The 26,949-nt window shown below is 55.2% G+C and carries 26 protein-coding genes; 6 read left to right on the top strand and 20 right to left on the bottom strand.

Annotation, left to right across the window (positions count from 1 at the left end; genetic code table 11):
- Positions 1-1,023: a stage V sporulation protein AD gene (gene spoVAD, locus K2F33_RS16310; protein WP_089548260.1), complete on the bottom strand. Its 1,023-nt coding sequence runs from the start codon at positions 1,021-1,023 to the stop codon at positions 1-3.
- Positions 1,020-1,523, bottom strand: coding sequence for a stage V sporulation protein AC (spoVAC, locus tag K2F33_RS16305; RefSeq protein WP_076169727.1), 504 nt, complete (start codon positions 1,521-1,523; stop codon positions 1,020-1,022). Before spoVAC ends, spoVAD begins: the two co-directional genes overlap by 4 nt.
- A gap of 511 nt (positions 1,524-2,034) precedes the next feature.
- Here spoVAC and K2F33_RS16300 point away from each other — a divergent pair.
- Complete coding sequence (locus K2F33_RS16300; protein WP_089548262.1) at positions 2,035-3,108, top strand: M42 family metallopeptidase; 1,074 nt, start codon at positions 2,035-2,037, stop codon at positions 3,106-3,108.
- Between the two features lie 158 nt (positions 3,109-3,266).
- On the opposite strand, the gene K2F33_RS16295 is transcribed toward K2F33_RS16300, so the two are convergent.
- On the bottom strand, positions 3,267-3,848 hold the full coding sequence (locus tag K2F33_RS16295; RefSeq protein WP_076169724.1) for an NADPH-dependent FMN reductase: 582 nt from the start codon (positions 3,846-3,848) through the stop codon (positions 3,267-3,269).
- A 222-nt stretch (positions 3,849-4,070) separates the two neighbouring features.
- Between K2F33_RS16295 and K2F33_RS16290 the strand changes: the two genes are divergently transcribed.
- On the top strand, positions 4,071-4,424 hold the full coding sequence (locus K2F33_RS16290) for a LytTR family transcriptional regulator DNA-binding domain-containing protein (RefSeq protein ID WP_076169723.1): 354 nt from the start codon (positions 4,071-4,073) through the stop codon (positions 4,422-4,424).
- Positions 4,425-4,643: 219 nt separating this feature from the next.
- Here K2F33_RS16290 and K2F33_RS16285 read toward each other — a convergent pair whose 3' ends face one another.
- The 8 genes from K2F33_RS16285 to K2F33_RS16250 all read right to left on the bottom strand — a co-directional run bounded on the left by K2F33_RS16285 (position 4,644) and on the right by K2F33_RS16250 (position 14,013).
- Complete coding sequence (locus K2F33_RS16285; protein ID WP_263882217.1) at positions 4,644-5,780, bottom strand: glycerate kinase; 1,137 nt, start codon at positions 5,778-5,780, stop codon at positions 4,644-4,646.
- A gap of 111 nt (positions 5,781-5,891) precedes the next feature.
- Positions 5,892-6,863: a D-2-hydroxyacid dehydrogenase gene (locus K2F33_RS16280; RefSeq protein WP_263882216.1), complete on the bottom strand. Its 972-nt coding sequence runs from the start codon at positions 6,861-6,863 to the stop codon at positions 5,892-5,894.
- Positions 6,864-7,118: 255 nt separating this feature from the next.
- Positions 7,119-8,657: a right-handed parallel beta-helix repeat-containing protein gene (locus tag K2F33_RS16275; RefSeq protein ID WP_263882215.1), complete on the bottom strand. Its 1,539-nt coding sequence runs from the start codon at positions 8,655-8,657 to the stop codon at positions 7,119-7,121.
- A gap of 134 nt (positions 8,658-8,791) precedes the next feature.
- Positions 8,792-9,748 (bottom strand): carbohydrate kinase family protein, encoded by a 957-nt coding sequence (locus tag K2F33_RS16270; RefSeq protein ID WP_263882214.1) that lies wholly within the window; start codon positions 9,746-9,748, stop codon positions 8,792-8,794.
- Positions 9,745-11,046: an alpha-galactosidase gene (gene melA, locus K2F33_RS16265; RefSeq protein ID WP_263882213.1), complete on the bottom strand. Its 1,302-nt coding sequence runs from the start codon at positions 11,044-11,046 to the stop codon at positions 9,745-9,747. Before melA ends, K2F33_RS16270 begins: the two co-directional genes overlap by 4 nt.
- A 32-nt stretch (positions 11,047-11,078) precedes the next feature.
- Positions 11,079-11,903: a carbohydrate ABC transporter permease gene (locus K2F33_RS16260; protein ID WP_076169717.1), complete on the bottom strand. Its 825-nt coding sequence runs from the start codon at positions 11,901-11,903 to the stop codon at positions 11,079-11,081.
- Between the two features lie 15 nt (positions 11,904-11,918).
- Entirely contained in the window at positions 11,919-12,860 is a 942-nt protein-coding gene (locus tag K2F33_RS16255; protein ID WP_076169716.1) for a carbohydrate ABC transporter permease, read from the bottom strand.
- A 16-nt stretch (positions 12,861-12,876) separates the two neighbouring features.
- On the bottom strand, positions 12,877-14,013 hold the full coding sequence (locus K2F33_RS16250) for an ABC transporter substrate-binding protein (protein ID WP_263882212.1): 1,137 nt from the start codon (positions 14,011-14,013) through the stop codon (positions 12,877-12,879).
- 405 nt (positions 14,014-14,418) lie between these two features.
- Here K2F33_RS16250 and K2F33_RS16245 point away from each other — a divergent pair, with 405 nt between their 5' ends.
- Together K2F33_RS16245 and K2F33_RS16240 are read left to right on the top strand one after the other, a co-directional pair.
- Positions 14,419-15,435 (top strand): LacI family DNA-binding transcriptional regulator, encoded by a 1,017-nt coding sequence (locus K2F33_RS16245; protein WP_089548270.1) that lies wholly within the window; start codon positions 14,419-14,421, stop codon positions 15,433-15,435.
- Between the two features lie 227 nt (positions 15,436-15,662).
- Entirely contained in the window at positions 15,663-16,025 is a 363-nt protein-coding gene (locus K2F33_RS16240) for a winged helix-turn-helix transcriptional regulator (protein ID WP_076169713.1), read from the top strand.
- Positions 16,026-16,079: 54 nt separating this feature from the next.
- On the opposite strand, the gene K2F33_RS16235 is transcribed toward K2F33_RS16240, so the two are convergent.
- The 8 genes from K2F33_RS16235 to K2F33_RS16200 form a co-directional block, all read right to left on the bottom strand.
- Positions 16,080-17,312, bottom strand: coding sequence for an MFS transporter (locus K2F33_RS16235; protein WP_263882211.1), 1,233 nt, complete (start codon positions 17,310-17,312; stop codon positions 16,080-16,082).
- Positions 17,313-17,705: 393 nt separating this feature from the next.
- Positions 17,706-18,407 (bottom strand): RNA polymerase sporulation sigma factor SigK, encoded by a 702-nt coding sequence (gene sigK / locus K2F33_RS16230; protein ID WP_076169711.1) that lies wholly within the window; start codon positions 18,405-18,407, stop codon positions 17,706-17,708.
- A gap of 136 nt (positions 18,408-18,543) precedes the next feature.
- Positions 18,544-19,200, bottom strand: coding sequence for an NAD(P)/FAD-dependent oxidoreductase (locus K2F33_RS16225; RefSeq protein ID WP_263882210.1), 657 nt, complete (start codon positions 19,198-19,200; stop codon positions 18,544-18,546).
- A 62-nt stretch (positions 19,201-19,262) separates the two neighbouring features.
- Positions 19,263-20,156, bottom strand: a complete 894-nt coding sequence (locus K2F33_RS16220; RefSeq protein ID WP_263882209.1) for a hypothetical protein — start codon at positions 20,154-20,156, stop codon at positions 19,263-19,265.
- Positions 20,153-22,615 (bottom strand): heavy metal translocating P-type ATPase, encoded by a 2,463-nt coding sequence (locus K2F33_RS16215; protein ID WP_263882208.1) that lies wholly within the window; start codon positions 22,613-22,615, stop codon positions 20,153-20,155. Before K2F33_RS16215 ends, K2F33_RS16220 begins: the two co-directional genes overlap by 4 nt.
- A 28-nt stretch (positions 22,616-22,643) precedes the next feature.
- The gene (locus K2F33_RS16210) at positions 22,644-22,844 is read right to left on the bottom strand and encodes a cation transporter (RefSeq protein ID WP_089548274.1); all 201 of its coding nucleotides are present in this window, start codon (positions 22,842-22,844) and stop codon (positions 22,644-22,646) included.
- A gap of 202 nt (positions 22,845-23,046) precedes the next feature.
- On the bottom strand, positions 23,047-23,364 hold the full coding sequence (locus tag K2F33_RS16205) for a metal-sensitive transcriptional regulator (protein WP_089550326.1): 318 nt from the start codon (positions 23,362-23,364) through the stop codon (positions 23,047-23,049).
- Between the two features lie 162 nt (positions 23,365-23,526).
- On the bottom strand, positions 23,527-24,600 hold the full coding sequence (locus K2F33_RS16200; protein WP_263882207.1) for a lactonase family protein: 1,074 nt from the start codon (positions 24,598-24,600) through the stop codon (positions 23,527-23,529).
- Positions 24,601-24,970: 370 nt separating this feature from the next.
- Here K2F33_RS16200 and K2F33_RS16195 point away from each other — a divergent pair, with 370 nt between their 5' ends.
- Together K2F33_RS16195 and K2F33_RS16190 are read left to right on the top strand one after the other, a co-directional pair.
- Entirely contained in the window at positions 24,971-25,720 is a 750-nt protein-coding gene (locus K2F33_RS16195) for an SDR family NAD(P)-dependent oxidoreductase (protein ID WP_263882206.1), read from the top strand.
- 145 nt (positions 25,721-25,865) lie between these two features.
- Positions 25,866-26,276, top strand: coding sequence for a GNAT family N-acetyltransferase (locus K2F33_RS16190; protein ID WP_263882205.1), 411 nt, complete (start codon positions 25,866-25,868; stop codon positions 26,274-26,276).
- A gap of 37 nt (positions 26,277-26,313) precedes the next feature.
- Here the strand turns inward: K2F33_RS16190 and K2F33_RS16185 are convergent, their stop codons facing one another.
- Positions 26,314-26,919 (bottom strand): pentapeptide repeat-containing protein, encoded by a 606-nt coding sequence (locus tag K2F33_RS16185; RefSeq protein ID WP_076169703.1) that lies wholly within the window; start codon positions 26,917-26,919, stop codon positions 26,314-26,316.
- Positions 26,920-26,949: the final 30 nt, after the last annotated feature.

Here is a 26,949-nt window from a genome sequence, read left to right as displayed (position 1 = left end):
TTAATCCTCCATTTCCAGCGCTACGGCGTGGGCGATGCACGGAATGCTCTCTCCCTGCTGAACCGACAAGGGGGAGTGCAGCGAGCCGGTCGCCACGACCAGCACTTTATGTAATTCGCGTTGTAACATCCGTTTGACCAAATGGCCGTAGGTCACCGCCGCCGAGCAGCCGCAGCCGCTTCCTCCGGCCAGGACGGCCTTCTGCTTCTCACGGTTATAAATCATAAGCCCGCAATCGCCGAATTTCGTCTCGTCCATCTGGTAGCCTTCCTTCTCCAGCAGCTCCTTCGCAATCGGCAGACCGACCGAAGCCAGATCGCCGGTCACAATCAAGTCATAATAATCGGGAGACAGCCCCGTATCCCGGAAATGCGCGGCGATCGTATCGGCAGCGGCCGGCGCCATCGCGGCACCCATATTGAACGGATCTTTGACCCCAAGGTCCATGATCCTGCCGATGGTCGCCCGGGCGATTCTCGGGCCGGTTTGGCCCTGCCCGCCTTTGGCGATAACGCCGCAGCCCGCCCCGGTGACCGTGTATTGGGCGGTCGGCGGCTTCTGCGAGCCGTATTCGGTCGGATACCGGAACTGCTTTTCGGCCGTGCAGTTATGGCTGCCCGTTCCGGCCATCACCCGTTCCGCGGCCCCTGTGTCGACCATCAGGGCGGAAATCGCCAGACTTTCCATGGACGTCGAGCAGGCCCCGAACACGCCCAGGTATGGCACGCCAAGCTTGCGGGCGGAGAACGTGCTGCTGATGATCTGGTTCATCAGATCCCCGCCTACATAGAACTGGATCTGTTCCTTGTCCAGTCCCGACTTGATGACGGCAAGCTGGGCGGCCTGCTCCAGCAGCCTCCGCTCCGCTTTCTCCCATGTTTTCTCATTGATTTCGAGATTGTCGTACACATAATCGAAATCGGGAGACAGCGGACCTTGTCCCTCATCAGGACCGACGACGGCGGCGCTTCCGATCAGAACGGGCCTGGTGTCAAACTCCCAGGTCTGGCCGGTCAGCTTCATGGCTGATGCACTCCCTGGATGCCAAAGATGGCGTAGACGAGTCCCACGACGAAGGCGGCGACGGTTCCGAACACGATCACGGAGCCGGCGAGCTTGAACATGTTGGCCCCGACGCCAAGGACATAGCCTTCCGCTTTATGCTCAAGCGCCGCCGAGCACATGGAGTTGGCGAAGCCCGTAACCGGTACCGCCGTTCCCGCTCCGGCCCATTGGGCGATTTTATCGTACACGCCAAAGCTGGTCAGGATGACCGATATAATAATGAGCACCGCAACGGTCGGATTGCCCGCTTCTTTGACCGTCATGTCAAACCAGCTCATGAACGCCCGCTGAATCGCTTGTCCGATCAGACAGATCAAGCCGCCGACCACAAAAGCACTTACGCAGTTTTTGAATGTGCTGCGCGAAGGAGAATGCTTTTTGCTGATGGATTTATATTCCTCGGGCGTCAAGGAATCGATCTTGAATCCGGTTCCCCTGTTCTTCGTATTGGCAGGCATTACAGGCACCTCCTATTCATCATTCCTTTTCATTATTTGTCATTTGCAGGAGAGTTATGTATGTTATGCGGAGGCGGGCAGCAAACAGCGCCAGGCAGCCGGGCGCTAATATTTGAAACCTGGCGGCTGTTTAATGAGGGCTATCCATGGTAGGCGGATTATAATAAGAAGAGAAGCACAATGACCAGCAAAATCAACAATACGAGGATCAGGATGTTTTCTTGGCGGCGATCCATGTATATCGGTTCCATAATCAGGCTCCTTCCGGCTGACTTCAGGGCATCCGTCCAGAATATCCTATTCATCTGGTTCGCCATTTGTGCTTCTGCCCGCCGGACGTGGACATTCGGATCAAGTGGGTTCATACTAAGGAGTGTATCCAACTGCATAGAATGAACTAAAGAAATGAATATTATAGGCCTCTTAAGGCCGTAATCACAGGAAGTTCGGTGCAAAACTTTGGTTCAATCTATATACATAACCACATTCATGATAAAGGAGATAAAGTTCGATGGATCAAAAAACGAAAGATATGTTCCGCAAGCTGACGGAATTCCCCGCGGCTTCCGGATTTGAAAAAGACCTGCGCGCATATTTCAAGGAGGCGGTGAACCCGTTCACGAACGAGTTCGTACAGGATCGCCTCGGCAGTCTGTTCGGCGTCCTCCGCGGGGATGAGAACGGCCCGAAAGTCATGGTGGCCGGCCATTTTGACGAGGTCGGTTTCCTGGTCACCGGCATTACCGAAGCCGGAATGGTGCGCTTTCAGCCGCTCGGCGGCTGGTGGAGCCAAGCCGTGCTCTCCCAGCGGCTGCAGATCATCACGCCAAACGGTCCGGTATTCGGGGTCGTCGGATCGACGCCGACCCACCTGCTGGACGAATCGCAGCGCAGCAAACCGGTGGACATCAAAGCCATGTACATCGACATCGGTGCGGATAACCGCGAGGAAGCCGAATCCTTCGGCATCCGTCCAGGGCTTCAGGTGCTGCCGGTCTGCGAATTTACGCCGCTGGCCAACCCGAAGAAAATCATGGCCAAAGCCTGGGACAACCGCTACGGGGTCGGCCTTGCGATCGAACTGCTGGAGGCGCTCCACCAGGAGAAGCTGCCGAATACGCTGTACTGCGGCGCAACGGTTCAGGAAGAGCTGGGACTGCGCGGCGCGCGCACGTCGGCCAACCTCATCCAGCCGGATATTTTCTTCGCGCTGGATGCGAGCGCAGCCAACGATATGACCGGCGACAAGAGTGCCTTCGGCCATATCGGACAGGGAGCGCTGCTGCGCATATTCGACCCGACGATGATCACCCACCGCGGACTCGTGGAATATGTGCAGGATACGGCCGATACCCACAACATTAAGTATCAGTATTTCGTATCCCCTGGCGGCACGGACGCCGGGCAGGTGCATTTAAGCGGAATCGGTGTGCCGTCTACCGTCATCGGCATTTGTGCCCGCTACATTCATACGTCTTCGTCGATTATCCATACCGACGATTACGATGCAGCCAAGGAGCTGCTGACCAAACTGGTCAAAGGCCTCGACCGCACGACGCTGAACACCATTATCGAAAATGCCTGAAGCACGGCTCTCCCTCCGGCGGCGAAAGCTCATTGCTTGCTAAACAGCATGCTTCCCCGTCCGAAGTTCCGACACGGCAACACAAAGAAGCCTGCGCGCTCCAAATCTCAGAGTTGGAGCGTTGCAGGCTTTTGTATTTCGAAATGCGGTTATCTAACTTACCTGAACCCGTTCATACCATTTGCAGCTGCCTCTCGTACAGCCTCTTCCAGCTTCCCGAGCATGCCCTTCAGCCTCTCGTTCAGCTCCTCATCCTTAATCTCTCCGCCCCGAAGCTTCTGATTGAGGAAAGGTATCGTGAAAGACCCGCCCTCCACCAGGTCAGCCGTCATCATCCTAAGGGTCATCTGAAGGGATTCATGCGCCTTCTCTCCACCGGTTTCCATCGGCGATCCGCTGACGACAGCGACGGGCTTGTAGACGAATTCTCCGGACGATACCAGCCAGTCGAGCGCATTCTTCAGCACGCCGGGCACGCCATGGGCATATTCGGGGGTGCTGATGATCACGCCGTCCGCCTGACGGATCGTGTCACGAAGCCGTGCCACCGAAGGGGCCGGGTCGTCTCCATCCATATCCGGGTTAAAATGGGGCAGGTCTCCGATGCCTTCAAATATCGAAATCTCCATCGTTTCCGGCGCCAGCGGATAGAGGGCGTGAATCAGGCTCGTATTGGACGATTGTCTCCGGAGGCTTCCGGAAATCGCCGTGATCTTTATAGGACTTGAATTCAAAGGCATTCGTCCTTTCTCGGTTTGACATTGGCGGGCGGCCGCGCTTATCGCAGCCGTCTATGACCATTGTGGCCGTAATGGAAAATTTGGTCAATACCGCGAGCGCTTTTGTCCAAGTTCACAAAAAAAATCATAAAATTCACAAATTTACTCTTATGCAGGACGAAAAAGTGTGGTAGAATGAAAGCGCTAACACTTTATCATCTTCTAAAAGGGGGCTTTGGTAAGATGACTTCATCCGACAAGGTGCTGCAGGAATATCATCAATTTGATCCGGTGACGGACGCGTTTTTCTTTAAAGTCGGCGGTCAGGGACAGGTTATTTTCCACGGCAGAAACTATATTATCAAGAAACGGTTAACCAGCCAGGAAATCTCCGCTTTGATCTCGCAGCCCAATTTTGTCCGAGCCGCATCCAACATCCATGTCAACGTGAATAAAATTACTTCCTTTGAAGGCAACGTCCTTCACTTCCGCGATGATTTTGCTTACCCCCGCACCATTTCCGTTTCCAAACGCATTTTGGAGCAGATTAAGAAACGGATGTCCAGCCCGCTGACGGATATGACGCTGAAGAAATAACACAAACCAGAATCAAGGGGTCATCACAGAAAAAGCAGCAGTTGGCCGGGCTTTCCGGACACTGCCGCTTTTTTTATATCCGAAAATATAAACTTCCTAGGCTAAACATCCTGATCTCGCAAATCATTTTCCGCTAAACGCGGTCTGACTTCTTGGCATGTACTTCGATAGTCTTTATGAGATTGCCCTTTAAAAAGACGATTCGTTGACGGCATATTTCTACCCGCGGACCATTCCGGCAAAAGTCCGGATCACCTGCTCGGCCGACATCTCCAGCAGCTCTCCGGCCTGGGCCATCGCTTCCTCCAGTGCCATCGGTCCGTTCACGATGCTGTGCACGCTGAGGATTCCCGCATCATACAGCGGATCGATCCCCGGCCCCACCGATCCGGCCAGGGCGATGACCGGAACCCCGTGCCGCCGCGCTTCCCGGGCGACGCCCATCGGCGTCTTGCCGGATGCGGTCTGCGCATCCATCCGGCCTTCGCCGGTGATGACGAGGTCCGCGCCTTCCAGGTGCGCCATGAATCCCGAATGCTCGATCACGAGATCGATGCCGCTCCTCATCCCGGCTTTGAAAAAAGCGAGCAGCGCCGCTCCAACGCCGCCGGCTGCGCCCGCTCCTGGCAGGTCATGCACGCGCAGGCCCGTCGCCTCCAGGATGCGGTCCGCCCAGACGCGCATCCCCTGCTCCAGCACCGCGACCATCTCCGGCGTTGCGCCCTTCTGCGGGCCATACACATGGGACGCGCCGTTTGGGCCGAGCAGCGGGTTCTGCACGTCGGAAGCGATCACGAAGGTGGATTCGGCAAGCCGTGCATCCATTCCGCCCATGTCGATCGCCGCCACGCGCTGCAGCTCCAAGCCCCCGCGTCCGACCGGCTGCCCGTCCTCATCCAGCAGCCGCATGCCCAGCGCCTGCAGGATGCCGGCGCCTCCGTCGTTCGTGGCGCTGCCGCCGATTGCCATAATAAATTGGCGGCAGCCCGCATCGAGCGCTCGGCGGATCACCTCGCCGGTTCCGTACGTCGTCGTATGCAGCGGGTCCCGCTCCTCAGCGGCGATCAGCTCAAGCCCGGACGCGCTGGCCAGCTCCACCACGCAGGTGGACCCTCCGTGGATGAGGCCGTACTCGGCGTCGACCGGCCTTCCCAGCGGATCGGACACCTGCACGTTGGCCTTGGTACCGCCAAAGCGGGTCAAGCTGTCCAGCGTCCCTTCTCCGCCGTCCGCCATGGGGACAAGCACCGTTTCCGCACCAGGCAGTGCGCGTCTTATGCCCTTGTCAATGGCCGCCGCCGCGTCGGCGGCACGGATGCTGCCTTTGAACGAATCCGGAGCGATCACGATTTTCATTCGGCTAAACCCTCCTTTTACACTCTTCCCTTGCATTATGTTTATGCCTCCCATGCACGGATTCTCCCCACAATCAAAAGAGCCTTCACGCCTTCCGGCAGTACGTCAGTCTCAGCGGGAATGCGGCCCAACCGTGTTCACCGGCCGGCCTTCCAGGAACGCGGCGACGTTGCCCACAGCGATTCTCATCAGCCGCTCCCGCGCTTCCACCGCCGCCCATGCCATATGCGGGGTGATGATGCAGCGCGGGGCATGCACAAGCGGATGGTCTGCGGCGGGAGGCTCCGCCGCAAGCACGTCAAGTGCCGCGCCCGCAAGCCGGCCTTCGTTCAGCGCATCAGCCACATCCTGCTCCTGCAGCAGCCCGCCGCGGGCGGTATTGATCAGGAAGGCCGAAGACTTCATCAGCGCCAGGCGTTCGCGGTTGATGAGCCCGTCGGTTTCCGCCGTCAGCGGACAATGCAGGCTCACCACGTCCGACTCGGCCAGCAGCTGCTCGAGAGGGACATGCCGGACGCCGCTGTCTTCGTTCCCGTCCGCCTTCCCCGGTCTGCCGGATACCAGTACGCGCATGCCGAAAGCCTCCGCCAGCCGCGCGACCTGGCGGCCGATCCGGCCATAACCGACGATCCCCATCGTCTTCCCCCAGAGCTCGATTTGCGGAGTCAGCGCATAGGAGAAATCCACCGCCTTCGCCCAATCTCCCGAGCGTACGCTGTCTCCATGCCGCCCGATCTGGTGGCAGAGCTCAAGCAGCAGCGCGAACACAAACTGCGCGACAGACTCGGTTCCGTATGTCGGCACATTCGTCACCGTAATCCCGCGCGCAGCAGCGGCTTCAATGTCAACTACATTGTAGCCGGTCGCAAGCACGCCGACGTAGCGGAGGTTCTCTGCCGCCTCCAGCACCTCCCGCGTCAGCGGGGTTTTATTCGTCAGCACGATCTCGGCGAGCCCGATCCGCTCCTGAATCAGCCCGGCAGGAGTACGGTTATAGACCGTCACAGAACCGAGCTTTCCCAGCTCGTCCCAGCTTAAATCCCCAGGGTTCAGCGTATGTCCGTCCAGCACGACGATGTTCATTACAGTCAACTCCTGTTCCTGAAAGTGTAATAGATTCCCTCCTCTTCAGCTAGCAGCAGGATAGTTACATCTACTATACCATTCAGGCAGTACCGGGTGAACAAGTCCGTTTCGACAACAGTCCCGCCAAGCGGGAAATCATTTTAAGATCTGGATGCGAAACCTTTGCTGAGAACTAGACTTTTCCTCATAAAATAAAAGCAGCCCCCGCGAAAGGAGGCTGCTAATTAGGCAAGCGGTGACGATGAAGGAACGTTATTCGTCCGCGCCAATATTGACGCCTGCCCCTTGAACGCGGGGCTGCCCGTCGATATCGAGCGACCCGATGTCCGAATTCGTCAAGCCCTTATCAATGGCAGGAGACCCTGCCTTCAGATGTAAATCGCCGGCAGCGGCGTTCACAAGGAGTGGATCGGCGAAGACGGAATGGGCATCATTGCCCGTTCCATTTTTATAAGCGGCAAAGCCGGTGTATTCTTTGTTTTTCCAGGTCCAGCTGGCATCCGAACTTCCGCCGGGAGCGAAGTACAGATTGTAATCCACGACGTTGCCGGAATTTTTCGTGTATTCATTATAAATGAGCACATCGGTAGAACTGGCCACAAAAATGTTGTTACGGATGACGTTGTTCTGGGTGTCATACTGCACGTAGAGCTGACCGCTGCCGTCGCCAATGGTGTCATTTTTATACAGCGTATTGTTGACGATGTGGCAGCCTACCGTCGAGCCGCGATCTGTGTCGTATCCGCCCATGGCGATGCCCGTCAAACGGTTGTTGTAAATGAAGTTGCTGCGGATCGTAATGTTGCTGGTCGCCTTGCCGGCATGCTCGGAGGCGATTTCCACCCCGATATCGTTGTTATAGCTGTAGTTTCGCTCGATAATGCTGTCCTTGCCTCCATCGACATAAATGCCGTCCGCCGAATTGCTGTTGTTCGGAAGCTTTTTGCCGTAGGAAGGATTGTTATTGGAGGTGATATTGTACACTTTATTGCCGCTGATGATTCCGTTTCGTGCCTGGTCGTAGGCGGAGTTCGGCGACTTCCCTTCGAATCCGATCACGTCGATACCGATGTTGTCGTTGTCGTGAATGATATTGTTCGTCACGGCAAAAGTATCCACATTTCCGTTAAGAACGAGCGTTTCGCTGGACCCCAGCACCAGATTGTACAGCTCATTGCCGTCGATTGTCACGTCATGAATGGATTCCGGCGCCTTGGTTCCGTACACGGCGATGCCGTGCGCATCCCGGCCCAGCAGGTCGGTGCCGGCAGGAGTCGACGTGTTTTTGATATCATGGATCTTGTTTTTGGACAGCGTAATGTTGCCTCCTGCGCCGTGAACATAAATCCCAACGGGCATGACGTTGTTAGCAGTCGTCGTATAATTGCAAATTTCGAAACCTTGAATGGTCACATAGTTGACGTCGGCAAGGTCAACGATGCCTTCCGTTCCGCTTACGGAAAGTCCCGTACCGTCAATAACCGGCGTCTCGCCGCTGTAATTGGCAAAGGTGATCGGCCCTTGATCCGCGGAACCGGACTTGGTGACCTTCAGCTTTTGGTTATACACCCCGCCCCGGACATAGACCGTGCTCCCCGGCCCGGCCGTGTCGGCTGCATGCTGCAGCGTTGCCCACGGTGCGGCGCTCGTACCCGCATTCGAATCGCTTCCGTTAACAGCAACGTAGTACTCGGCGCCCGAAGCCTCGACGGTCTGCGACGCCGCATACCCGATGCCAAGCCCCAATACAGCCAGACTGATACCTGCAATCAGTGTTTTACCGAATTTCACGAAATATCAACTCCCATGATTAAAGTTTGAACTGAAATGAAAAAATCCGATTTAGACTTGCTATGTAATTTGTCGATCACCCCCTTTGCCCGGACTCTCATGAACCTTTGCCTGAGCTTCCACCGCCGAGGCGCTTACTGGAGCGGCCGCCTTCCCTGCAGGGCCGATACCGCCGCTGCTGTCGGCAAATGGCCGGTCCCCCCCACGCCCAGCGTGGATAACGCGCCGCAGGCATTGGCGTACTCAAGCAGCTCTCTGCCGGTCAAGCCTTGGAGGAAACCGCAAATCAAGCCGGCATTGAAGCAATCCCCCGCTCCTGTCGTGTCTGCGGGGGTAACCGGATAAGGGGGCGCCGACACGACAGAACCATCAGGAGACCGGAGCGATGCACCCTTTGAGCCTTGTTTGACGGCGATCAGACCGGGAACGGCCGCCAATTGGCCGAATACCGTTTCTACGCTGTCCTGCTCAAAAATATGCAGCGCCTCCTCCTCGCTGGGGATAAACAAATCTGTAACGGCCAGCAGTGCGCGGATCCCGGCAGCATCCCACCGGCCACGGACATCCCATCCGGTATCAAAAGATGTGCTCACCCCTAAGTCCTGCGCCTTCCCGAACAGCTCTTTCCAATGCGGCCGCATGCCGTCCTGCAAATAGTAGGAGCCAAAATGCAAATGATCCGCCTCCTGAATCACAGCATCGGGAATATGGCCGGGCGTCAACAGCGGAATACTTCCGGGATACGTGATCAAACCGCGGTCGGAAGGCGTCGTAAACGAGAGGGTAACCCCCGTTGTGATCTCCGGCAGCACCGCTACATGATCGGTGTTCACCCCCAGCCGCTGCAGCTCGCCCAGGCAGAAGCGGCCGAAGTCATCCGCCCCCACCACGCTGACGAACCGCACGTCCAGGCCGAGGCTGGACAGCGCGCTCGCGGTAATCGCCGATGAGGAGCCGAGAACGACGTCAAAACCGTCGACGATTTTCTCCCGGTTCCATTCCGGGATCACGTCCGTTCCTGAAATAATGATATCCACGTTCAGCTCGCCGGCCACTACGACAATCGGTTTATTCTTGTCCCCTCTCATCATTTCAGCACCGGTATGAAGTCGCGCTCCGCTTCATACAGCTCCTCGAACATGTCGCTGATCTCATCCAGCGAACAGACAGCGGCGGACAGCGGGTCGACCATCAGAGCATGGCGGGCCATTTCCTTGTCGTTATTCAGCACAGCGCCGACGGCCAGGTCAAAGAACGCCATGTTGGACCGGCACAGCGCGGCCAGATGCTCAGGCAGGCTGCCGAAACGGCATGGATTGACGCCATTACGGTCGACCATGCAGGCTACTTCGACGATCCCGTCCCCGGGAAGATTGTGAATCAGCCCTTCGTTCGGCACGTTTCCGTAAATCACCTTCGGTTCATTTTTCAGCATCGCTTCAATAATGATAGCCGCGTATTCATTGCTTGGCGCAAGCTCGATCGGGAGGGAGCCTTCCAGCTGCTTGACGATTCTTTCGTCGTTTTCCTTGCGCCAGATCGGCCAGTTATCCGCATAGTAGCCTGTCGCGCCATTATACCCGGTGCTGCAGTGCTTGTCGATTAAGGACTGCCGTTTGCGGTAGTACGGAATGTACTCTGAAAAGTGCCCGCTGGACTCCGAGACAAAAGCGCCCAAGTACTTCATGGCGTCAAAGCGCACAGGGTCCTTTTTCAGCAGGTCGGGATTCTGGATCTTGTCCCGAAGCACAGGATACAGATCTTTTCCCTCGTGGGTCAGCTCCACAAACCAGGACATATGGTTGATTCCTCCGGCCCTCCACTGCATGTCTTCGTAAGGTACGCCGGCGTATTTGGCTAACTGCCGGGACGTATTCTGGATGGAATGGCACAGGCCGACGACCGGAATGGAGGTCACCCGCGACGTCAGCAGGGTCACCGCCGACATCGGATTCGTATAGTTCAGAATGGTCGAATCCGGGCACAAATCCTCCACATCGCGGATGATGTCCATCCAGCTCGGAAGCGTGCGCAGCGTTTTAAACAGTCCGCCCGGCCCCAGCGTATCGCCGATGCATTGATTGACCCCGTATTTCAGAGGAATCTCGTACTCATAGCGGACCGTTTGCAGCCCGCCCACTTCGATTTGGTTGATGACGAACTGCGAGCCCCCGATGACCTCCCTGCGATCGGTCGAAGCGATAACGTTCCAGCGCTTGCCGGACAGCTCAATGATTTTCTCGACCAGCTTGCGGGCGATCTCCAGCCGCTCCGCGTCGATATCCACCAAAGCGATCGTACCGCCCTCAATGCCTTCAATCAGTAAAATGTCCGTAGCGATGTCCTGCGTAAAGGCGCTGCCTGCGCCGATAATCGATATTTTAGTCATGCAGTTTCTCCTCCTCATGGTCTCTTCTCTTTTTATTTCATGCCTGTCATCGTAAGTCCTTTAATAAACTGCTTCTGGAAAATCAGGAACACCACAATCACCGGCAGGGTGATGAGCACAGCCGCCGACATGACGACGTTATAGTTGACCATATGGGTTCCGTTAAAATAAACAAGGGCGAGCGGCACGGTCATTTTGCTCTCGTCGTTCAAAATAATGAGCGGCCATAAATAGTTGTTCCAGGCATTCATGAACGTAAAAATACCAAGCGCCGACAGCATCGGCAGAATCAGAGGCGCAATGATCCGGACCATCAGCCGCAGCTCGCCCGCCCCGTCGATCCTTGCGGCATCGAGCAGATCCTGGGGAATGTCCTCGATAAACTGCTTTGCCAGAAACACTCCGTAGGAGCTGACCAGATTGGGGAGGATAATCGCCAGCAAATGATTGACCAGCCCCAGTTTGGCCGTAATTAAATACGTCGGAATCATGACCACCTGAAACGGAATCATCATCGTAGCCAAGATCAGGATGAACAGCAGCTTCTGCCCCTTGAATTGATGCTTGGCGAAAATGTATCCCGCCAGGGCGCTCGTAAATAACGTCGCGGCCGTAATGACAACCGACGTCATCGCGCTGTTCAAAAACCACCTTCCGAACGGTGCGTCTTCAAGGACGGTCCGGTACCCCTCCAGGCTGGGATGCTGCGGCAGAAGCGCATGCGAGCCGGACACGATTTCCATGTTGCTTTTTAAAGAAGACAAAACCATCCACAAATACGGCAGCAGCATCAGGCATCCGGCTGCGATCAGCACGAGCATGACGATGCCGTCGAACCATCTATTCCTCCGGTGCATCGAAAGTCCCCCTTGTCAGTACTCCCACTCGGTGCGCCCCAACTTCAGCTGCAGCAGGGTCACCACTAAAATAATGATCAGAAACACCGTGGCCATCGCGGACGCATATCCCATGTTGGAATTGGAGAACGCCTGCTCATAAATATGGAGCGCCAGCACCCGGGTCTCGTTAAACGGCTCACCCTTGGTCATGATCTGGAACTGGGCGAAAGCCTGGAAATAGGAGACGACCGTCGTCACCGAAACAAACAGCATCGTGCGCCGGAGCAGCGGCAGCGTCACATGCCAGAACGAATGCCAGCGGCTCGCCCCGTCCAGAATGGCCGCTTCATAATACATATCCGGAATGGAATCCAGACCGGCGATAAAGAGCACGATGTTATACCCGATATCAGCCCACAGCGTCATCAGAATTACCGAGTACAGCGCATAATGAGGATCGCTCAGCCACTGCACGGGAGCCATGTGGAGCTGGGTCAGCACGATATTAAACAATCCGTGATTGTAATTGAACATCGTGCTCCATACGATCGCCGTTCCCGCCAGCGGCGCGATCGTCGGCAGAAAAAAGACGGTTCGCATCAGGTTCCGCAGCCACCCCGTACGGATCCGCTGGATCGCGACGGCAAACATCAAGGTGATAAGGATGTTGACCGCAACGGCAATGACGACGAACTTAAAGGTGACCCAAAGCGACTTGATAAAAATGGAATCGCCCAGCATGCGGATATAATTGTCCGCCCCGACGAACAGCGCGCTTGCGCTGAGCGGATTATACTTAAATACCGAAAGTCCCAAGCTCCATCCAATAGGAATGAAAGCGAATACACCAAATAGCAGCAGGATCGGCGCCAGCGATAAATAGATGAACCAGCGGCCCCTTCCTTTCTCCCCTCTGCGGTTCGGGGTACCGGGGACGATCCCTGGACTGCTGCTTGCTGCAGCATCATGCTTCATGGAAACACCACTCCGATCATTTATGTTGATCCTGACTGTCGTTGATGGTTTTTTCAATCTGCTGCAGACCGCTTTCCACCGATTCCTGGCCGGTCGCCATCAATTGGAAATGATCATTGATCGTTTTAAAGAAAAAGTCCCGGTCGGCAATGGGCCCGATCCACTGACCCAGCTCCAAAATATCCAGCGATGTTTTCATATAAGGATTCGCTTTGACGTAATCGGGATTTTGCGCCACCGCTTTTTTGGCCGGAACCGTAAACGTTCCCTGGTTCCACTCGAGCAGATTATCGTCGGATGACATGAATTTGATAAAATCGACGGCCGCATCCTGATGCTTGCCCTTCTGGGAAGCTACGAGCCCCCAGCCTGATTCGGCCGCATATGAAGGCGGACTTGCCGTAAAGGAAGGAACGGGCACATACTCAAAGTCTTTCACCTTGTATGTATTCAGCCCTGCAGCAATCGTCCATGGACCCCGGTAGGTCATTGCCGAGCTGCCTTGAAAGAAGTAGTCTGAGGTGTCAAGTTCACCGCCAAACGTGGTGAGGTCCGCCACTTTATCGGTGGCGATCAAAGAGGTTAAGGCGGTCATCGCCTTTTGTGCTTCAGGGGTATGAAAGTCCACATGGTCGTTATCGCCCCAATACTTGCCGTTTTGCTGCAGAATCAAGGAAAGGAACGTGAAGGTAATATTGTCGCTGGAGACGAAATCGAATCCCTTCACCTTGATGCCGTTTGCGTCCCGCACCGTCAGTTTCTTGGCGTCTTCAACCAGTTCGTCCCATGTGGCCGGAGGGCTCGCGATGCCCTGATCCTTCAGCATTTGCGGGTGAATCAGCATTCCGCCGTTCTCGATGTTAAATTCGAGCGGCAGTCCATACAGCTTGTCGTTCAACGTGTACCCTCCGAGCGGGGCTTCGTAATACTCCTGCCGCAGCTGCTCGGCCTCCGGGATCTCCACAAGCGCCCCGTTTTTCGAATATTCCGGTACCCAGGTACCGAACATTTCTGCGATATCGGGCGGATTTTTGGCGGAGAAGGATGCCTTGAGCTTCTGATTGTACACGTCGTAAGGGAAAGTCTGGTAGTCGATCTCAATGTCGGGATGCAAAGATTGATACTTGGCGATCAGCGCTTTATAAGCGTTCATAATGGCATCTTCCTGATGACTCCAAAACACAAGTTTGGTTTTGCCTGTTGAACCGGCAGAGGTAGCGGAAGCATCAGAGCCATCATTCTTTGCGCAACCAATCAGCAAAAATAACATGCAAATTAGAGCAAAAACAGAGAAACTTTTGAAATATCGCAATGACATAACCCCTTTCCCTTTACTTTTTTGCTTATATCACCTCAATCTCATGAAAATCATACCTCTGATGAAAAAGTTAGTCAATCAGTTTTTGCAACTATTTTGCAATAATTTTATTATAATTTGCAAAACATTATCACCGTTTTTCAGTTGACCTGTGATTTTATTTTACTTAACATATAGAGTAAGCAATCCAAACGACAGGTTTTGCAGAATCCTCATCTGACATTAAAGGCAGGTCATGACATGCCCACATTAAAAGATATTGCCGAACGCGTCGGCGTCTCCATATCGACCGTTTCCCGCGTACTGGCCGACGATTCGAATCGCTCCTCAAGCAGCGGGACCAAGAGGAAGATCTGGGACGCGGCGCAGGAGCTCGGATACATGGCGAAGGTGCCGCCCCAGGACCAGGCCGCAGTCAAAAAAATCGGATGCGTCGTATCCACCATGCAGGGACGGCGCTACCATCCCTATTTTTCGGTTATTTTTGAAGGGATTGAGAAGGAACTGGCCCGTCACGGATACCAGATCGCTTTTACCTACACGCAAGAAGATTTGCAAAAAAATGAAATTTTGCAGCAAATCTCCGGCAAAGATTCAATCGACGGTTTAATCGTGATCGAGGGCATTGAGCCCAAATTATACAGCTATCTCAAAAAACACGTTCCGCATGTCGTCGGAATCGACGTTTCCGACCCGAGCATCCCGACCATTTCGTACGACCGCGTCGAAGCGGCGTCGATTGCCGTCAAGCATTTGACCGGACAGGGCCACCGCGAGATTATGTTTATCGGAGGTACGGGCTTGTCCGGCCAATTCGACCGGGAGAAAAGGTACCGGGGGTACAAGCAGGCTCTGGAGCAGGCCGGCTTGCCGGTTCAGCCGGAGTATGTGCTGAATGCCGAATGGGAGCCCGATCGGGCCTACCGACTCATGCTGACCTTTTTGGAGGAGCATCAGGGTAAGCTCCCGACGGCGGTCTTCGCGGCCAGTGACATCATGGCGATGGCCGCCATGCGGGCCATTTCCGAGAAAGGCTACCGCATGCCCCAGGACTTCGCCGTCGTCGGCTTCGACGACAACGAACCGTCACGCTATACCGTTCCTCCGCTCTCCACCATTCATATTCCGACGTTTGAGATCGGCGTCATGGCCGCGCGAACGATCCTGCAGATCACCGGGGATCCCTTTCCGCTGCCGGTCAAAATCGTGCTGCCGTATGAACCGATCTTCCGCCAGTCCAGCATTTGGCAGGTGTAGTCGCAGAACAAAAGGCCCCTCTTTCCGCTCTGAAGAATGAACTTCAAACGGTAAGAGAGGCCTTTTTTCGAATGCTGGGGCCTCCTTCATTAATTATGTACTAGTCGATCCAGAAGTTCTTGACAAGGGGCATGGTTCAACATAATATATGGAATGACTGATCTATAATTTGACTGAACTGGAAAACCCATGGTTTTTCTATTCTTCTGTAGGGGATGTGTCGACAGATGATAACCTTTAGAGACAAAACATATCGCTGTACCTCGGAAATTATACTAAGCTTAGTTAGCGGTAAATGGAAGATATCCATATTAAACGAATTAGCCAATGGTCCGGTACGGTTTAATCAGCTGCAGCGGCTGCTTCCCGAAGCGACCCAACGCATGCTCACGATGCAGCTGCGGATGCTGGAAAACGACGGACTCATTATTCGCAAGGTTTACCCGGTTTCGCCACCAAAAGTGGAATACGGCTTGTCCAAGCTGGGCGAACAATTTGCTCCCATGCTCACGATGTTATGCGATTTTGGCACTGCCTATATCGAAAGTTATCCCGATGAAGTATCCTATACCAGCCCAAAGCATGCCTAAACAGCCGCTTCGAATGTGGAAAACAGAGGTACCCTGGGCGGGTACCTCTTCTTCTTAAATTCCGTGATCACGAACTTCCTTCGTATTGGTGCGCAGCCCATTCTTCTCTCTGGATACGCTGCGGGCTCCCCGATCTAAACGATAGGTGATCCAAGCCAATAAGGATGCTAAAACAGCCATCATCCCCCCGGACCAGGAAAGATCAACGAGCTCCATATACTTCGTGACGAAACCTCCCAAAGCGGATCCCATCGCGATCCCGACATTGATGGATACGGAAGTTAAGGAGGAAGCCAAGTCTTTGGCCTCGGGAACGTGCCGATCGGCCCAATCCATGAAATACAGCTGCATCGTCGAGTTCATAAGGTACACAGCGAGGGCGATCAATGAGATGCTGACGAGCCCCCCGGCAAGCGAGCCGGAAGATACATAAAGCGACGCGAGAATGACAGCCTGCGCCAGGAAGATATAGCGAATTTTTCCCATCCCGCCACCGGCAGCCAGCTTCCCCCCGATTAAAGTGCTAAAGATGGACACGATACCATAAAGCAAAAAGACTAGGCTAATATACCGTGCCGGCACAAAAAGCACATCCTGAAGCATAGGGGCTAAATACGTATAGACGCTATAGGTTGCCGCTATGCTAAATGCTGGAATAAAGAAGGCAAGCACAATTCTGGGATAGGTAAATAATCGAAGTTGGTTTTTGAGTGAACTCCGCGCCCCCTTCAGTCCCCTCGGGATCGTTGCAGAGCTTGCTATCAGTGAAACAATCCCCAATAGCGTCGTAAACCAATAAGACATATGCCACCCGCCCCATTGCCCGATGAATGTGCCAAGGGGGACGCCAAGAACGCTGGCCACAGTGAAACCCGTAAAGATGATAGAGATCACAGGCCCTCTCTTTTCCGGTGGCAGCGTTTCCCTGGCAACAGCCATCGCAAGTGCAATCAGGACGCCAGTAACCACGGCGGTGATCACTCTGGAAAACAGAAGCAAACCATAGGATCCGGATATCGCCGTGATCATATTCCCGATAGTAAATACGCCGATCAGAGCAAGGATGAGCGGGCGCTTGGAGAATCGGCTGAATAACGCCGTGAAGACCGGGGTACCGATGGCAAAAGACAGGGCAAAGGCCGACACCAAGGAGCCTGCGATCGATATGGCGATCTTCATGTCCGTGGCCACTTCGGTTAACAACCCGACCATCACAAATTCACTGGTTCCCAGGACAAAAGTCAATAAAAATAAATTCAAAGTCAGAAGCTTATGTTGTCTAGTCAATATAAATCCCCTCCTACTCTATCTCTATGGACAGTGCCGTTCTTATCTTTCAAAGTAAGCTAATATTTCTGCATACCTTCGCACCTCACCTGTGATTTAAACGACCGTACCGCTCGGCGAAATCTGGATCGATCGTTCTATATGTAAGATTATCAAGTTCCTCCACGCCTGAATAGTACGCACTTTTTTGTATGGTCCGATCATTTTTGTAAGGTAGGATACTTTTTGATACTGGATTATGGGAGTCATCAAAGACCATCGGCGAGAAAAAGAAAAAGGCCCGTGACGTTAAACGCCACGAACCTTCGGACTATCAATCATTACTTTATCTACTCAAACTCACTGCTTCCTATGTCAATTAGACAAAAGCATCGGTGTTTCCTGCGCTGCAAGCTATTGCTTGGATTTATAAAATTCATGGTACAGCTTCATCAGGGCACGCTTCTCGATCCGCGACACGTAGCTGCGGCTGATGCCGAGCTCCCTGGCGATTTCGCGCTGTGTCCGCTCTTCTCCGCCGTGCTCCAGGCCGAAGCGGCCTTTGATGACCTCCTGCTCGCGCTCATCGAGAATGTCCAGGTTCCGGTAAATTTTGCTCTTCTCGATCTTGAGCTGGACCATGTCGGCCACGTCGTCCGCCTCACTGCCCAAAATATCAATCAACGTGATTTCATTTCCCTCTTTATCCGTTCCGATCGGATCGTGCAGGGAAACGTCCTTCCTCGTTTTCTTCAAGGAACGCAAATGCATCAGGATCTCATTTTCGATGCAACGGGCTGCGAACGTGGCCAGCTTCGTGCCTTTATTTGCCTGAAAGCTCTCAATAGCTTTGATGAGCCCGATGGTACCGATCGAGATCAGATCCTCCAGATCCTCGCCGGTATTATCGAATTTTTTCACAATGTGCGCCACCAGCCGCAGATTATGCTCGATCAGCATATTGCGGGCGTGGGCGTCTCCTTCCGCCATCAATTGAAGGTACTTACTTTCCTCTTTCTCTGTCAGCGGCTGCGGAAAGGCGTTGTTTTTGACGTACGATACCAGCAGCGTTAATTCTTTAATGAAAAGGGCGATAAAGCTGAAAAGTCCGGGCAAAGATGACACCTCCTGCTGAATGACTGGGCACCGCGAAAACATGGCTGCTGCTTCCTGCTGTTAGGCTGCGGTCTGTTCATTCTATGTGGGCGAAGGCCCATCTGTGCCTGTACGTATAAAAGAAAATCCTGCCGTTTTAGGCCTGCATTGCTTGCGAGGATGTGTCCCCGGCGGCGCCCTCTGCGGCTTCGCGCAGCTTCTCGAGGGTAAACCGCTGGACAAAACGGCGGTAGGACTCCTTCCTTTTTCCATGCTCCTGAAACTGGGCAATGAGCCTGGTGACGGCCGGAATCAGCTGTTCCGCCTGAAGCCCCGTCAAGAGCAGCTTGGCCAATTCGGCCTTGATCCCTTTCGGCTCACCTCCGACATAGAGATCGTAGCTGTCTTTCATCTTGACAACGGCGATATCCTTCAGCAGCGGTTCGCTCGTTCCGAGTGCGCAGCCGGCGTACCCGATCCTCAGCGGACTCGGTACCGCTATGCCCGCGATCGCCAGATCCAGAGCTCTCGCCACATCCAAACCGGCCTCTTCCGCTCCGCGGCAAAATTGGCAGGCGATCAGGCTCTTAGTCACAAAGCCCGCCGGGTGAATTTGAAGCCCGGCGGCCCTGAGTTCCTCCTGAACCTCTGCGAGACGTTCTTCTTCTGCCGTCACGTACAGCTGTTTGAAGCCGGTCATTTCCACATTGACGACTCTGTCGGCCATGCCGCCGATCGCTGCAAGCTGTTTCGGGGAGAACACGGTTCCCCCGACCCCGAAGCCGGGGGTAACCGCAAATTTGCGCTGACCCAACCTTCCTCACTCCTTATCGCTTCGATGAATATACCTGGTACCTGGTGACAGCCGGCAGCAGATTACGGCACGTTCACGACGAAGGGAACGGTAATGACGCGTCCGTCACGCTGGAACTGCCCCCATATTTTATAGATGCCGGCGTGCGGAAAGGTTGTCATAAACTCGGCTTTTGGCCCCGAGCCTTTTTCATCCATCGGGTGGACGTGCAGGTACTGCTCCGCATCCTCGGACAGAATGACCACGTGTCCGACGGCGCCCAGGTACGGCTGCAGGTCGGTGACCGGTGCGCCGGTCTCGGCATCCTCGATCGTGTACGTGAGCATCAGCTCCTGCCCTGCCGCAAGCCGGTCAAAATCCAGGGTCACCCGCAGTCCGTCCACCGTTTTGACCCGCTCTCCGTCCGGCTTCACGGGAGCAGCCGGCAGCGGTGCACCCTTCACCTCAAGCCACGTCGATTTATTCATCGCGCTTCCGCCTTCCGGAACAAAGTCGGCGATCAGCTTGTAATCTCCGCCTGCGGGGAAGCGGTTGTTCACTTCAAACACGCCGCCGCCCAGGTACTCCGGATGAATATGGTGAAAGTATGACAGATCTTTGCTGACGATAATGAGATGCTCTTTTTGTTCATGCGTCGTTTCGAAGGATTCAATCGCCTTGCCGTCATGCGTAAATGCCATGGTGATCTTCGTATCCACGCCGGCTTCCGGCGCTTGGCCATCTGCGTACGTCCAACTTACGTTCACGTCCTTTTCCTGAAGCCCTCCTGTTTGGCCGCCGCCGTGGTTATGCGTACTGGCCTCTGCGCCGTTCGTCTTTGCCGGCCCATGGGCCGAGTGATGATCATGCGACATGTTCATTTGTTCTCCATCTCCTTTTATCGCTTTTGTTTCGGACTCGCAGGCGGTCAGCACCGCGAGTCCGAGCAGTGCGGCGAGTCCCAATGAACGTTTCATGCAGCCCGCTCTCCTTTCGGGTTCATCTGCAGTTTCATCCGCTGCAGTCTAAGTGCGTTCAGGACAACCGAGACTGAGCTCAGCGCCATCGCTGCCCCTGCAATCCAGGGAGCGAGCAGCCCGAGGGCCGCGACCGGAATGCCCAGCGTGTTGTAGCCAAGCGCCCAGAACAGGTTTTGGCGGATATTGCGCATCGTTTTCCGGCTCATTTCGATGGAATCGGCAATGCTGTTCAAATCACCGCGCATCAGCGTCACATCCGCCGCTTCCATGGCGACGTCCGTCCCTGTTCCGATGGCCATGCCGATATCGGCTTGCGCCAAGGCCGGTGCATCGTTGATACCGTCGCCGACCATCGCCACTTTTTTGCCAAGCGACTGCAGCTTTTTGACTTCGGCAGCTTTCCCTTCCGGCAGAACCTCCGCAAGCACCTCGTCAATGCCCGCCTGCCGGGCGATCGCTTGGGCGGTGCGTTCATTGTCCCCGGTGATCATGACCACTTGAATGGCTAAGCCCTTCAACCGGCCGACCGCCGCCTTGGAGCTTTCCTTGATCGTATCCGCAACGGCGATCAGTCCGGCGTACCGGCCGTCTACTGCGACGAGCATCGCCGTTTTGCCCTCTTCCTCCAGCTTCGTCATGCTGCTCTCGGCATCCCGTGCAAGGATGCCATGCTTCTCCATCAGCTTGCGGGTCCCGGCGAGCACCTCACGGCCGTCCACGACGGCCCGGATGCCGTAACCCGGGATCGCCTCAAATTCCCCGGCTTCGGTAAGCGCAATACCGCGGGCCTTGATGCCGTCTACGATGGCCTCTGCGAGCGGATGCTCCGAAGGCTTCTCCGCCGAGCCGGCCAACCGCAGAAACTCGCGCTCATCCATCGATGCGGTCAGCACATCGGTCAGCTCCGGCTTCCCTTTCGTGACTGTGCCCGTTTTGTCCAGGATGACCGTATTGATGCGGTGCGTCGACTCCAGATACTCGCCGCCCTTAAACAGGACGCCCAGCTCGGCGGCGCGACCCGACCCGGCCATGATCGACGTCGGTGTCGCGAGTCCGAGGGCACACGGGCAGGCGATAACCAGAACCGCAATCGCCTTCTCCAGCGCACTGGCAAAGTCGTACGGGGCAACCCAGAAGTACCAGACGACGAACGACAGGAGGGCAATGCCGACCACGATCGGGACGAAGATGCCGGAGATGACGTCGGCTACCCGCTGGATCGGCGCCTTCGAGCCCTGCGCTTCCTCCACCACTTTGATAATTTGCGCAAGGGCCGTTTCCCGGCCGACCTTCGTCGCCTGAATTTTCAGCCGCCCGTTTTTGTTGACGGTCGCTCCGAATACGGAATCCCCGGCCTTTTTCTCAACCGGTATGCTCTCGCCGGTCAGCATCGATTCGTTGACGGCCGACGCCCCTTCGAGCACGAGTCCGTCCACCGGAATTTTTTCGCCCGGCTTTACAAGGACGATGTCCCCGGCCAGAACCTCTTCGACCGGAACGGTGAGCTCTTCGCCGTTTCTGATAACGACGGCATTCTTCGCCTGCAGCCCCATCAGCGTTTTGATCGCTTCGGACGTCCGTCCTTTCGCGAGCAGCTCAAACAGCTTACCCATAATGACCAGCGTAATCAGCACGGCGCTTGTTTCATAATACATTTCCGGGCCGTGATGAAGGCTTCCGCCTCCGGCGGCCCACTCGATGGTTAGATACAGGCTGTAAAAGTAAGCGGCCGATGTGCCCAGGCTGACCAGAACGTCCATATTGGCACTTTTGTTGCGGAGGGCGTTGAACGCCCCTTTATAGAACTGCCTTCCGATATAAAACTGTACCGGGGTGGCGAGTGCGAGCTGGAACCACGGGTTCATGAACAACTCCGGCATCCAGATCCAGGACAGGAAGGAGAAGTGGCTGACCATGGACCACAGCAGCGGCAGAGACAGGAGAGCGGAGATCAGCAGCTTGCGCTTCTGCTGCGTGATTACCCGGCTGCGCTGCTCTGCCGGATCAGCGGTCTGTTCCCGCTTGGGAGTCGCCTTGTATCCCAGCTTGTCGATCCGCTTCTCCATGTCGCCCGCGTTGACTTCCAGCGGGTTAAATTCCACTCTGGCCGTCTCCATCGCAAAATTGACGTTGGCGCTCTTTACCCCAGGCATCTTGTTGAGCGTTTTTTCAATTTTGACCGCACAGGCCGCGCAGTACATCCCGGTAATATCCAGATCGACCACTTCTTTGGCCGTATCGTACCCCAGCTTCTTGACGGCTTCCTCCATATGATCCATGCTGGTCCGGTCCGGGTCATACGTAACCGTGGCGCGCTCCATCGCAAAATTCACGTTGGCCTCAGACACGCCATCCAGCTTTTTCAGCCCCTTCTCAATCCGGTTGGCACATGCGGCACAAGTCATGCCTGTGATCTGCAAAGACGCTTGCTCCTGCTCCCTACCGTAAGTTTCCATTGCAACGACACCCCGTTTCATTTATTCGTTAGGCGACCTCATAGCCTTGATCTTCAATGGCTTCCTTAATGGATTGAAGCGACAGCTTGCCGCTGTCATACGCTACCGTGACTGTCCCGTCGGCCAAGTTGACCTTGGCGTCCGCACCCAGCGCCTTCATCGCGCCTTCGATGGAATTGACGCAGTGCATGCAGGACATGCCGTTAACCTGTAATGTAACTTGGTTCATATATCATCTCTCCTCGGATCGTTTTAGATGGAAGATGGTATTGGCATGAGCCCGAATCATCGATCACCATCTCCTTGTAATGAAGTATACCCCCCTACCCTATAATTAGTCAACCATTATTTTACTATACCCCCCTAATCTATATTTTTGCCTACAAAAAAAGGATTCTTTCGAATCCTTTGATTATCCGAGCCGTATTCGATTATTTCATCAATTTATTAATCGTTATGAGCAGCTCGTCGATTACTTCATTCTCCCCGTCCTGAATGCGTTCGATCAGGCAGCTCTTCATATGATGCTCGAGCAGAAGCTTGCTGACCCCGTTCAAAGCGGATTGGACCGACGAAATCTGGTTCAGCACGTCGTCGCAGTACGTATCCTTTTCGATTAAGCCTTTAATGCCGCGGATCTGCCCCTCGATCCGGTTCAAGCGGCTGATCAGGTTGTTTTTCGTTTTGGGGGAATGGTGGCTTTTCCGTTCGCCTGTTCCGCAAGACTCGTGCTTGACGGATTCTTCCATGGTCTCTTCCACACGCATCCATCCTTTCTTACTGGCTATCTCTATTGTACCATCCGTTTCCCCGATTGATGAGTCCGGATCGTGCATCCGGTGTCCGGTTTCGTAAAGATCTTTGATCAGCCGGGCATCGAAAGCCCGCCGGATCTTCAGGGGAATATCGATTTAGAAGCGGACAGCCCACACGCAGACCGGTTTGGACACTTCGACCGAATGGCCTGTATACGTTAATTTGCCGGTATCCTGGTCTACGGTGAAGAGCGTCAGGTTATTCGTATCCCGATTGGCCGCGATCACATGCTTACCGCCGGGAACGATGGAAAAATGGCGCGGGTGCTCGCCTTCCGTCGACACGTGCTGCACCGTTGTCAGCTTGCCGGATTCCGGATCGACCGCATAGACGACAATGCTGTCGTGACCGCGGTTGGAGCCGTACAGGAACCGGCCGTCGGCAGAAATCGTAATTTCCGCGCAGCCGTTAGCCCCCGTCCACTCGGCAGGCAGCGTCGGCACGGTTTCCAACGTCTCGAGCGTTCCGTGTTCCGCATCGTATTGAAAGGCTGTAACCGTCGAATTCAATTCATTGATGACATACGCGAATTTTCCGTTCGGATGGAAAGTCAGATGGCGCGGTCCGGCGCCTTTCTCCACCCGGGCGTCGCTCACGGGCACGAGCTTGCCTTCGGCTTCGTCGATCCGGTATGTACGGATAAGATCCAGACCAAGGTCGCACGCGAGCAAAAAGCGCTGATCCGGGCTGTAGAACGAGGAATGCAGATGCGGAGCCACTCCGCTGTAGTCGCCTTGTCCGACATGCTGCTGGATATCCAGCACGCTTCCCACCTTGCCGCCGGCGGCAAGCTCCACCAGGCTGATCGTGCCTTTATGATAGCTGGTCAGCGTCAAATATTTGTTGTTTGCGCTCCGCTGAATGTGGCATGCCGGACCGTTCAGTGCGTACGCCCGGCTGGCTTCGGTCAGCTTGCCTGTTTCCGGATCGATCGTATAAGCTGCGGCGTCGCTCGTCTTCGTTCCGTCTTCGTCTGCCGTTTCGCTGATCGCGTACAGCAGGTTTCCCGCCTGATCCACGTTCAGGAACGTCGGATTTTTGTTGCCGTCCACCTTGTCGAGCAGCGTCAGCTCGCCTTTCCCTTCATTCAATTCGTATACGTAGATTCCGTCGGATGCCGCTTCGGCATATGAACCGACGAACACCAGCATGCGATCGTTTGCTGTCATGATCACTTCGCCTCTCTCTTTGTGTTTGTATAAATGATTGTATCATTGTTAGTGGAATACGGCAAAAGGGGCTCAGCCTTCTTTTTCACCCATCCATAAGGGAAAGGGACGGATCATCGGGTCCATGGTGTAATTATCCTCGGGAAGGAACATAGTAATACGGTCGGTGTTATTGGCGGATGCGTGTAACGGGAATTGCTGCATCACTGGCGGATCTGTTCAATCGTCTTACAGTCATTATGGTACGGGCGACATCATCCTTAAACATAAGGAATATCTGGGATCACAGCCGGATGTAAAAATCATTACGGCGCTTCGGATAGAGCGATCGAACGCAAACAAACCCAACATCAGGAGGCTGATCAAACCTATGAAATTAGCGGATCATACGATTCTCGTCAATGGGGGCGCGGCGGGCATCGGCAGGGGGGTCGTTATGGCTCTCGCCAAAGAGGGTGCCAAGGTAGCCTTTTTCGACAGCAGCGAAGAAAAGGGACGCATCACGGAGAAGGAGGTTAGCGAAAGAGCCGAATGCATGTTTGTGAAAGTCAACCTGCTCGATAAAGATGAGGTCGCTCAAGGCTTCAAGCAGGTTATCGGAAGGTTCAAAACGCTCCACGGATTGGTGAACTGCGCGCAGGCTTCCAGGAACGTGCCCTTTCTGGATACGACTGAAGAAGAGCTCAGACTGGCGCTGCATACAGGCTTTCTGCCCGCTTTTCATCTGATGAAATGGAGCTACCCCTATTTAAAAGAAACGCAGGGCTCGATCGTGAACTTTGCGTCGGGAGCGGCGCTCGAAGGCATGCCCACGCAAACCTCCTACGCAGCCGCCAAGGAAGCCATGCGCGGCATTTCCCGCGTGGCGGCCAAGGAATGGGGGCCGGATCAGATCAATGTCAACATCGTCTGCCCGATCGCAGCCTCCGAAGGCGTGCTGGAATGGAAAGAGAAGATGCCCGAAGCTTACGAGAAAATGGTCAACAACATCCCTTTGCGGCGGCTTGGGGACTGTGAGCACGACGTCGGCCGGGTCGTCTGCTTCCTGCTAAGCAGGGACGCCAAATTTATTACCGGGCAGACCATCATGGTTGACGGCGGCACCATGATGCTGCGGTAGCGTTCAAGCTTGATGGGGAAGCAGCATCCCGCAGCGTGGCTTGGCGGCTGCGAGCACGGCCTTGTTAAGCAGGTCGCCTGCTTGCCCGTTGAGCCGTGACGCCTTCCATAGCTTCAGATATACTTGGGAGCAAAGGAGTGAGATCATGAATTCACACATTCAGCTAGGACACGATGTCCCGGAAGCAGAGGAGTACAACAAGCTGCGGGTAAATGCCGGCCTCAGCCCCAAGGACATCGAAGCTTCCCGCAGGGGACTTCAGGGCTCCCTCTTCATCGCGACCCTCCGCCTGGAAGGGAAACTGATCGGCATGGGCCGAGTCATCGGGGACGGCGGCTGCATGTACCACGTCGTGGACATCGCCGTTGATCCCGATCATCAAGGCCAGGGCCTGGGCAAGCGGATCATGGCCGAAATCACCGGCTACCTGGACCATAACGCTCCGCCCACCGCCTATGTCAGCCTGATCGCCGATGTGCCGGCCGACCGGCTGTACCGGCAGTTCGGCTTCGAGGAGACGGCGCCGGCATCGGTCGGCATGTACAGGCGGTTCTAAGGCGGAGCGGCCATCGGCGGCAGTCTCGGTGAAGTCCTCAGTCCACCTTGGCGCCGTAGGCCCGGGCTACGCCGACCGCCTGCTCCAGGTCGATCCGCACCCCGGTGAGGTCGATCGACCGGAAATCAAAGCGGTCCAGCTTCGCGCCCCGGAGATCCGCACCGTTCAACGCGGCCTTCGCCAGCCGGACGCCGCTCAAATCCGCCTCGCGGAGATCCGCCTTTTGCAAGTTGCATTCGGACAAGTCCGCCTCCACGAAACGGATGCCCCGCAGCTGCTGCTTGACGAGATTGGCGTGCCGCAGGTTCGTGTACGACCAGTCCCCGCCCTGGATTGTGATGCCGTCCAGCGATGCGCCGGAGAAGTCGCTGCCCGTCATTTTGCAATCCTCAAACTTGCTTACGAACAGATTGGCTCCCGCAAAGCGGCAGTTTGTAAACGCTGACCGAGCATGGACAGAAGCGTTCAGCGTTGCTCCCCCAAAGTCGCATTCGATAAACCGGCAGCCGGTCGTCCAGACCTCATCCAGCGCGGCTCCGCGAAAGCTGCACTGATGGAAGGTGCATCCCTTCAGTTCCCCTTCCTTCAGATCGGCTTGGCCAAAATCCACCTTTACGTATTCCTCATCTATGTACTGATACATCCGCTCATCTCCCACGTTTTATTCGATAAC

This window comes from Paenibacillus sp. PSB04 (assembly GCF_025809195.1).
GTDB classification, from domain to species: domain Bacteria; phylum Bacillota; class Bacilli; order Paenibacillales; family Paenibacillaceae; genus Paenibacillus_AQ; species Paenibacillus_AQ favisporus.
This window is presented reverse-complemented; position numbering and strand designations above follow the sequence as displayed.

Coding starts and splice junctions, on each gene's coding strand:
- spoVAD (WP_089548260.1), bottom strand. CDS start 1,023: ATGAAGCTGACCGGCCAGACCTGGGAGTTTGACACCAGGCCCGTTCTG.
- spoVAC (WP_076169727.1), bottom strand. CDS start 1,523: ATGCCTGCCAATACGAAGAACAGGGGAACCGGATTCAAGATCGATTCC.
- K2F33_RS16300 (WP_089548262.1), top strand. CDS start 2,035: ATGGATCAAAAAACGAAAGATATGTTCCGCAAGCTGACGGAATTCCCC.
- K2F33_RS16295 (WP_076169724.1), bottom strand. CDS start 3,848: ATGCCTTTGAATTCAAGTCCTATAAAGATCACGGCGATTTCCGGAAGC.
- K2F33_RS16290 (WP_076169723.1), top strand. CDS start 4,071: ATGACTTCATCCGACAAGGTGCTGCAGGAATATCATCAATTTGATCCG.
- K2F33_RS16285 (WP_263882217.1), bottom strand. CDS start 5,780: ATGAAAATCGTGATCGCTCCGGATTCGTTCAAAGGCAGCATCCGTGCC.
- K2F33_RS16280 (WP_263882216.1), bottom strand. CDS start 6,863: ATGAACATCGTCGTGCTGGACGGACATACGCTGAACCCTGGGGATTTA.
- K2F33_RS16270 (WP_263882214.1), bottom strand. CDS start 9,748: ATGATGAGAGGGGACAAGAATAAACCGATTGTCGTAGTGGCCGGCGAG.
- melA (WP_263882213.1), bottom strand. CDS start 11,046: ATGACTAAAATATCGATTATCGGCGCAGGCAGCGCCTTTACGCAGGAC.
- K2F33_RS16260 (WP_076169717.1), bottom strand. CDS start 11,903: ATGCACCGGAGGAATAGATGGTTCGACGGCATCGTCATGCTCGTGCTG.
- K2F33_RS16255 (WP_076169716.1), bottom strand. CDS start 12,860: ATGAAGCATGATGCTGCAGCAAGCAGCAGTCCAGGGATCGTCCCCGGT.
- K2F33_RS16250 (WP_263882212.1), bottom strand. CDS start 14,013: ATGAACGCTTATAAAGCGCTGATCGCCAAGTATCAATCTTTGCATCCC.
- K2F33_RS16245 (WP_089548270.1), top strand. CDS start 14,419: ATGCCCACATTAAAAGATATTGCCGAACGCGTCGGCGTCTCCATATCG.
- K2F33_RS16240 (WP_076169713.1), top strand. CDS start 15,663: ATGATAACCTTTAGAGACAAAACATATCGCTGTACCTCGGAAATTATA.
- K2F33_RS16220 (WP_263882209.1), bottom strand. CDS start 20,156: ATGAAACGTTCATTGGGACTCGCCGCACTGCTCGGACTCGCGGTGCTG.
- K2F33_RS16215 (WP_263882208.1), bottom strand. CDS start 22,615: ATGGAAACTTACGGTAGGGAGCAGGAGCAAGCGTCTTTGCAGATCACA.
- K2F33_RS16210 (WP_089548274.1), bottom strand. CDS start 22,844: ATGAACCAAGTTACATTACAGGTTAACGGCATGTCCTGCATGCACTGC.
- K2F33_RS16205 (WP_089550326.1), bottom strand. CDS start 23,364: ATGGAAGAATCCGTCAAGCACGAGTCTTGCGGAACAGGCGAACGGAAA.
- K2F33_RS16200 (WP_263882207.1), bottom strand. CDS start 24,600: ATGACAGCAAACGATCGCATGCTGGTGTTCGTCGGTTCATATGCCGAA.
- K2F33_RS16195 (WP_263882206.1), top strand. CDS start 24,971: ATGAAATTAGCGGATCATACGATTCTCGTCAATGGGGGCGCGGCGGGC.
- K2F33_RS16190 (WP_263882205.1), top strand. CDS start 25,866: ATGAATTCACACATTCAGCTAGGACACGATGTCCCGGAAGCAGAGGAG.
- K2F33_RS16185 (WP_076169703.1), bottom strand. CDS start 26,919: ATGTATCAGTACATAGATGAGGAATACGTAAAGGTGGATTTTGGCCAA.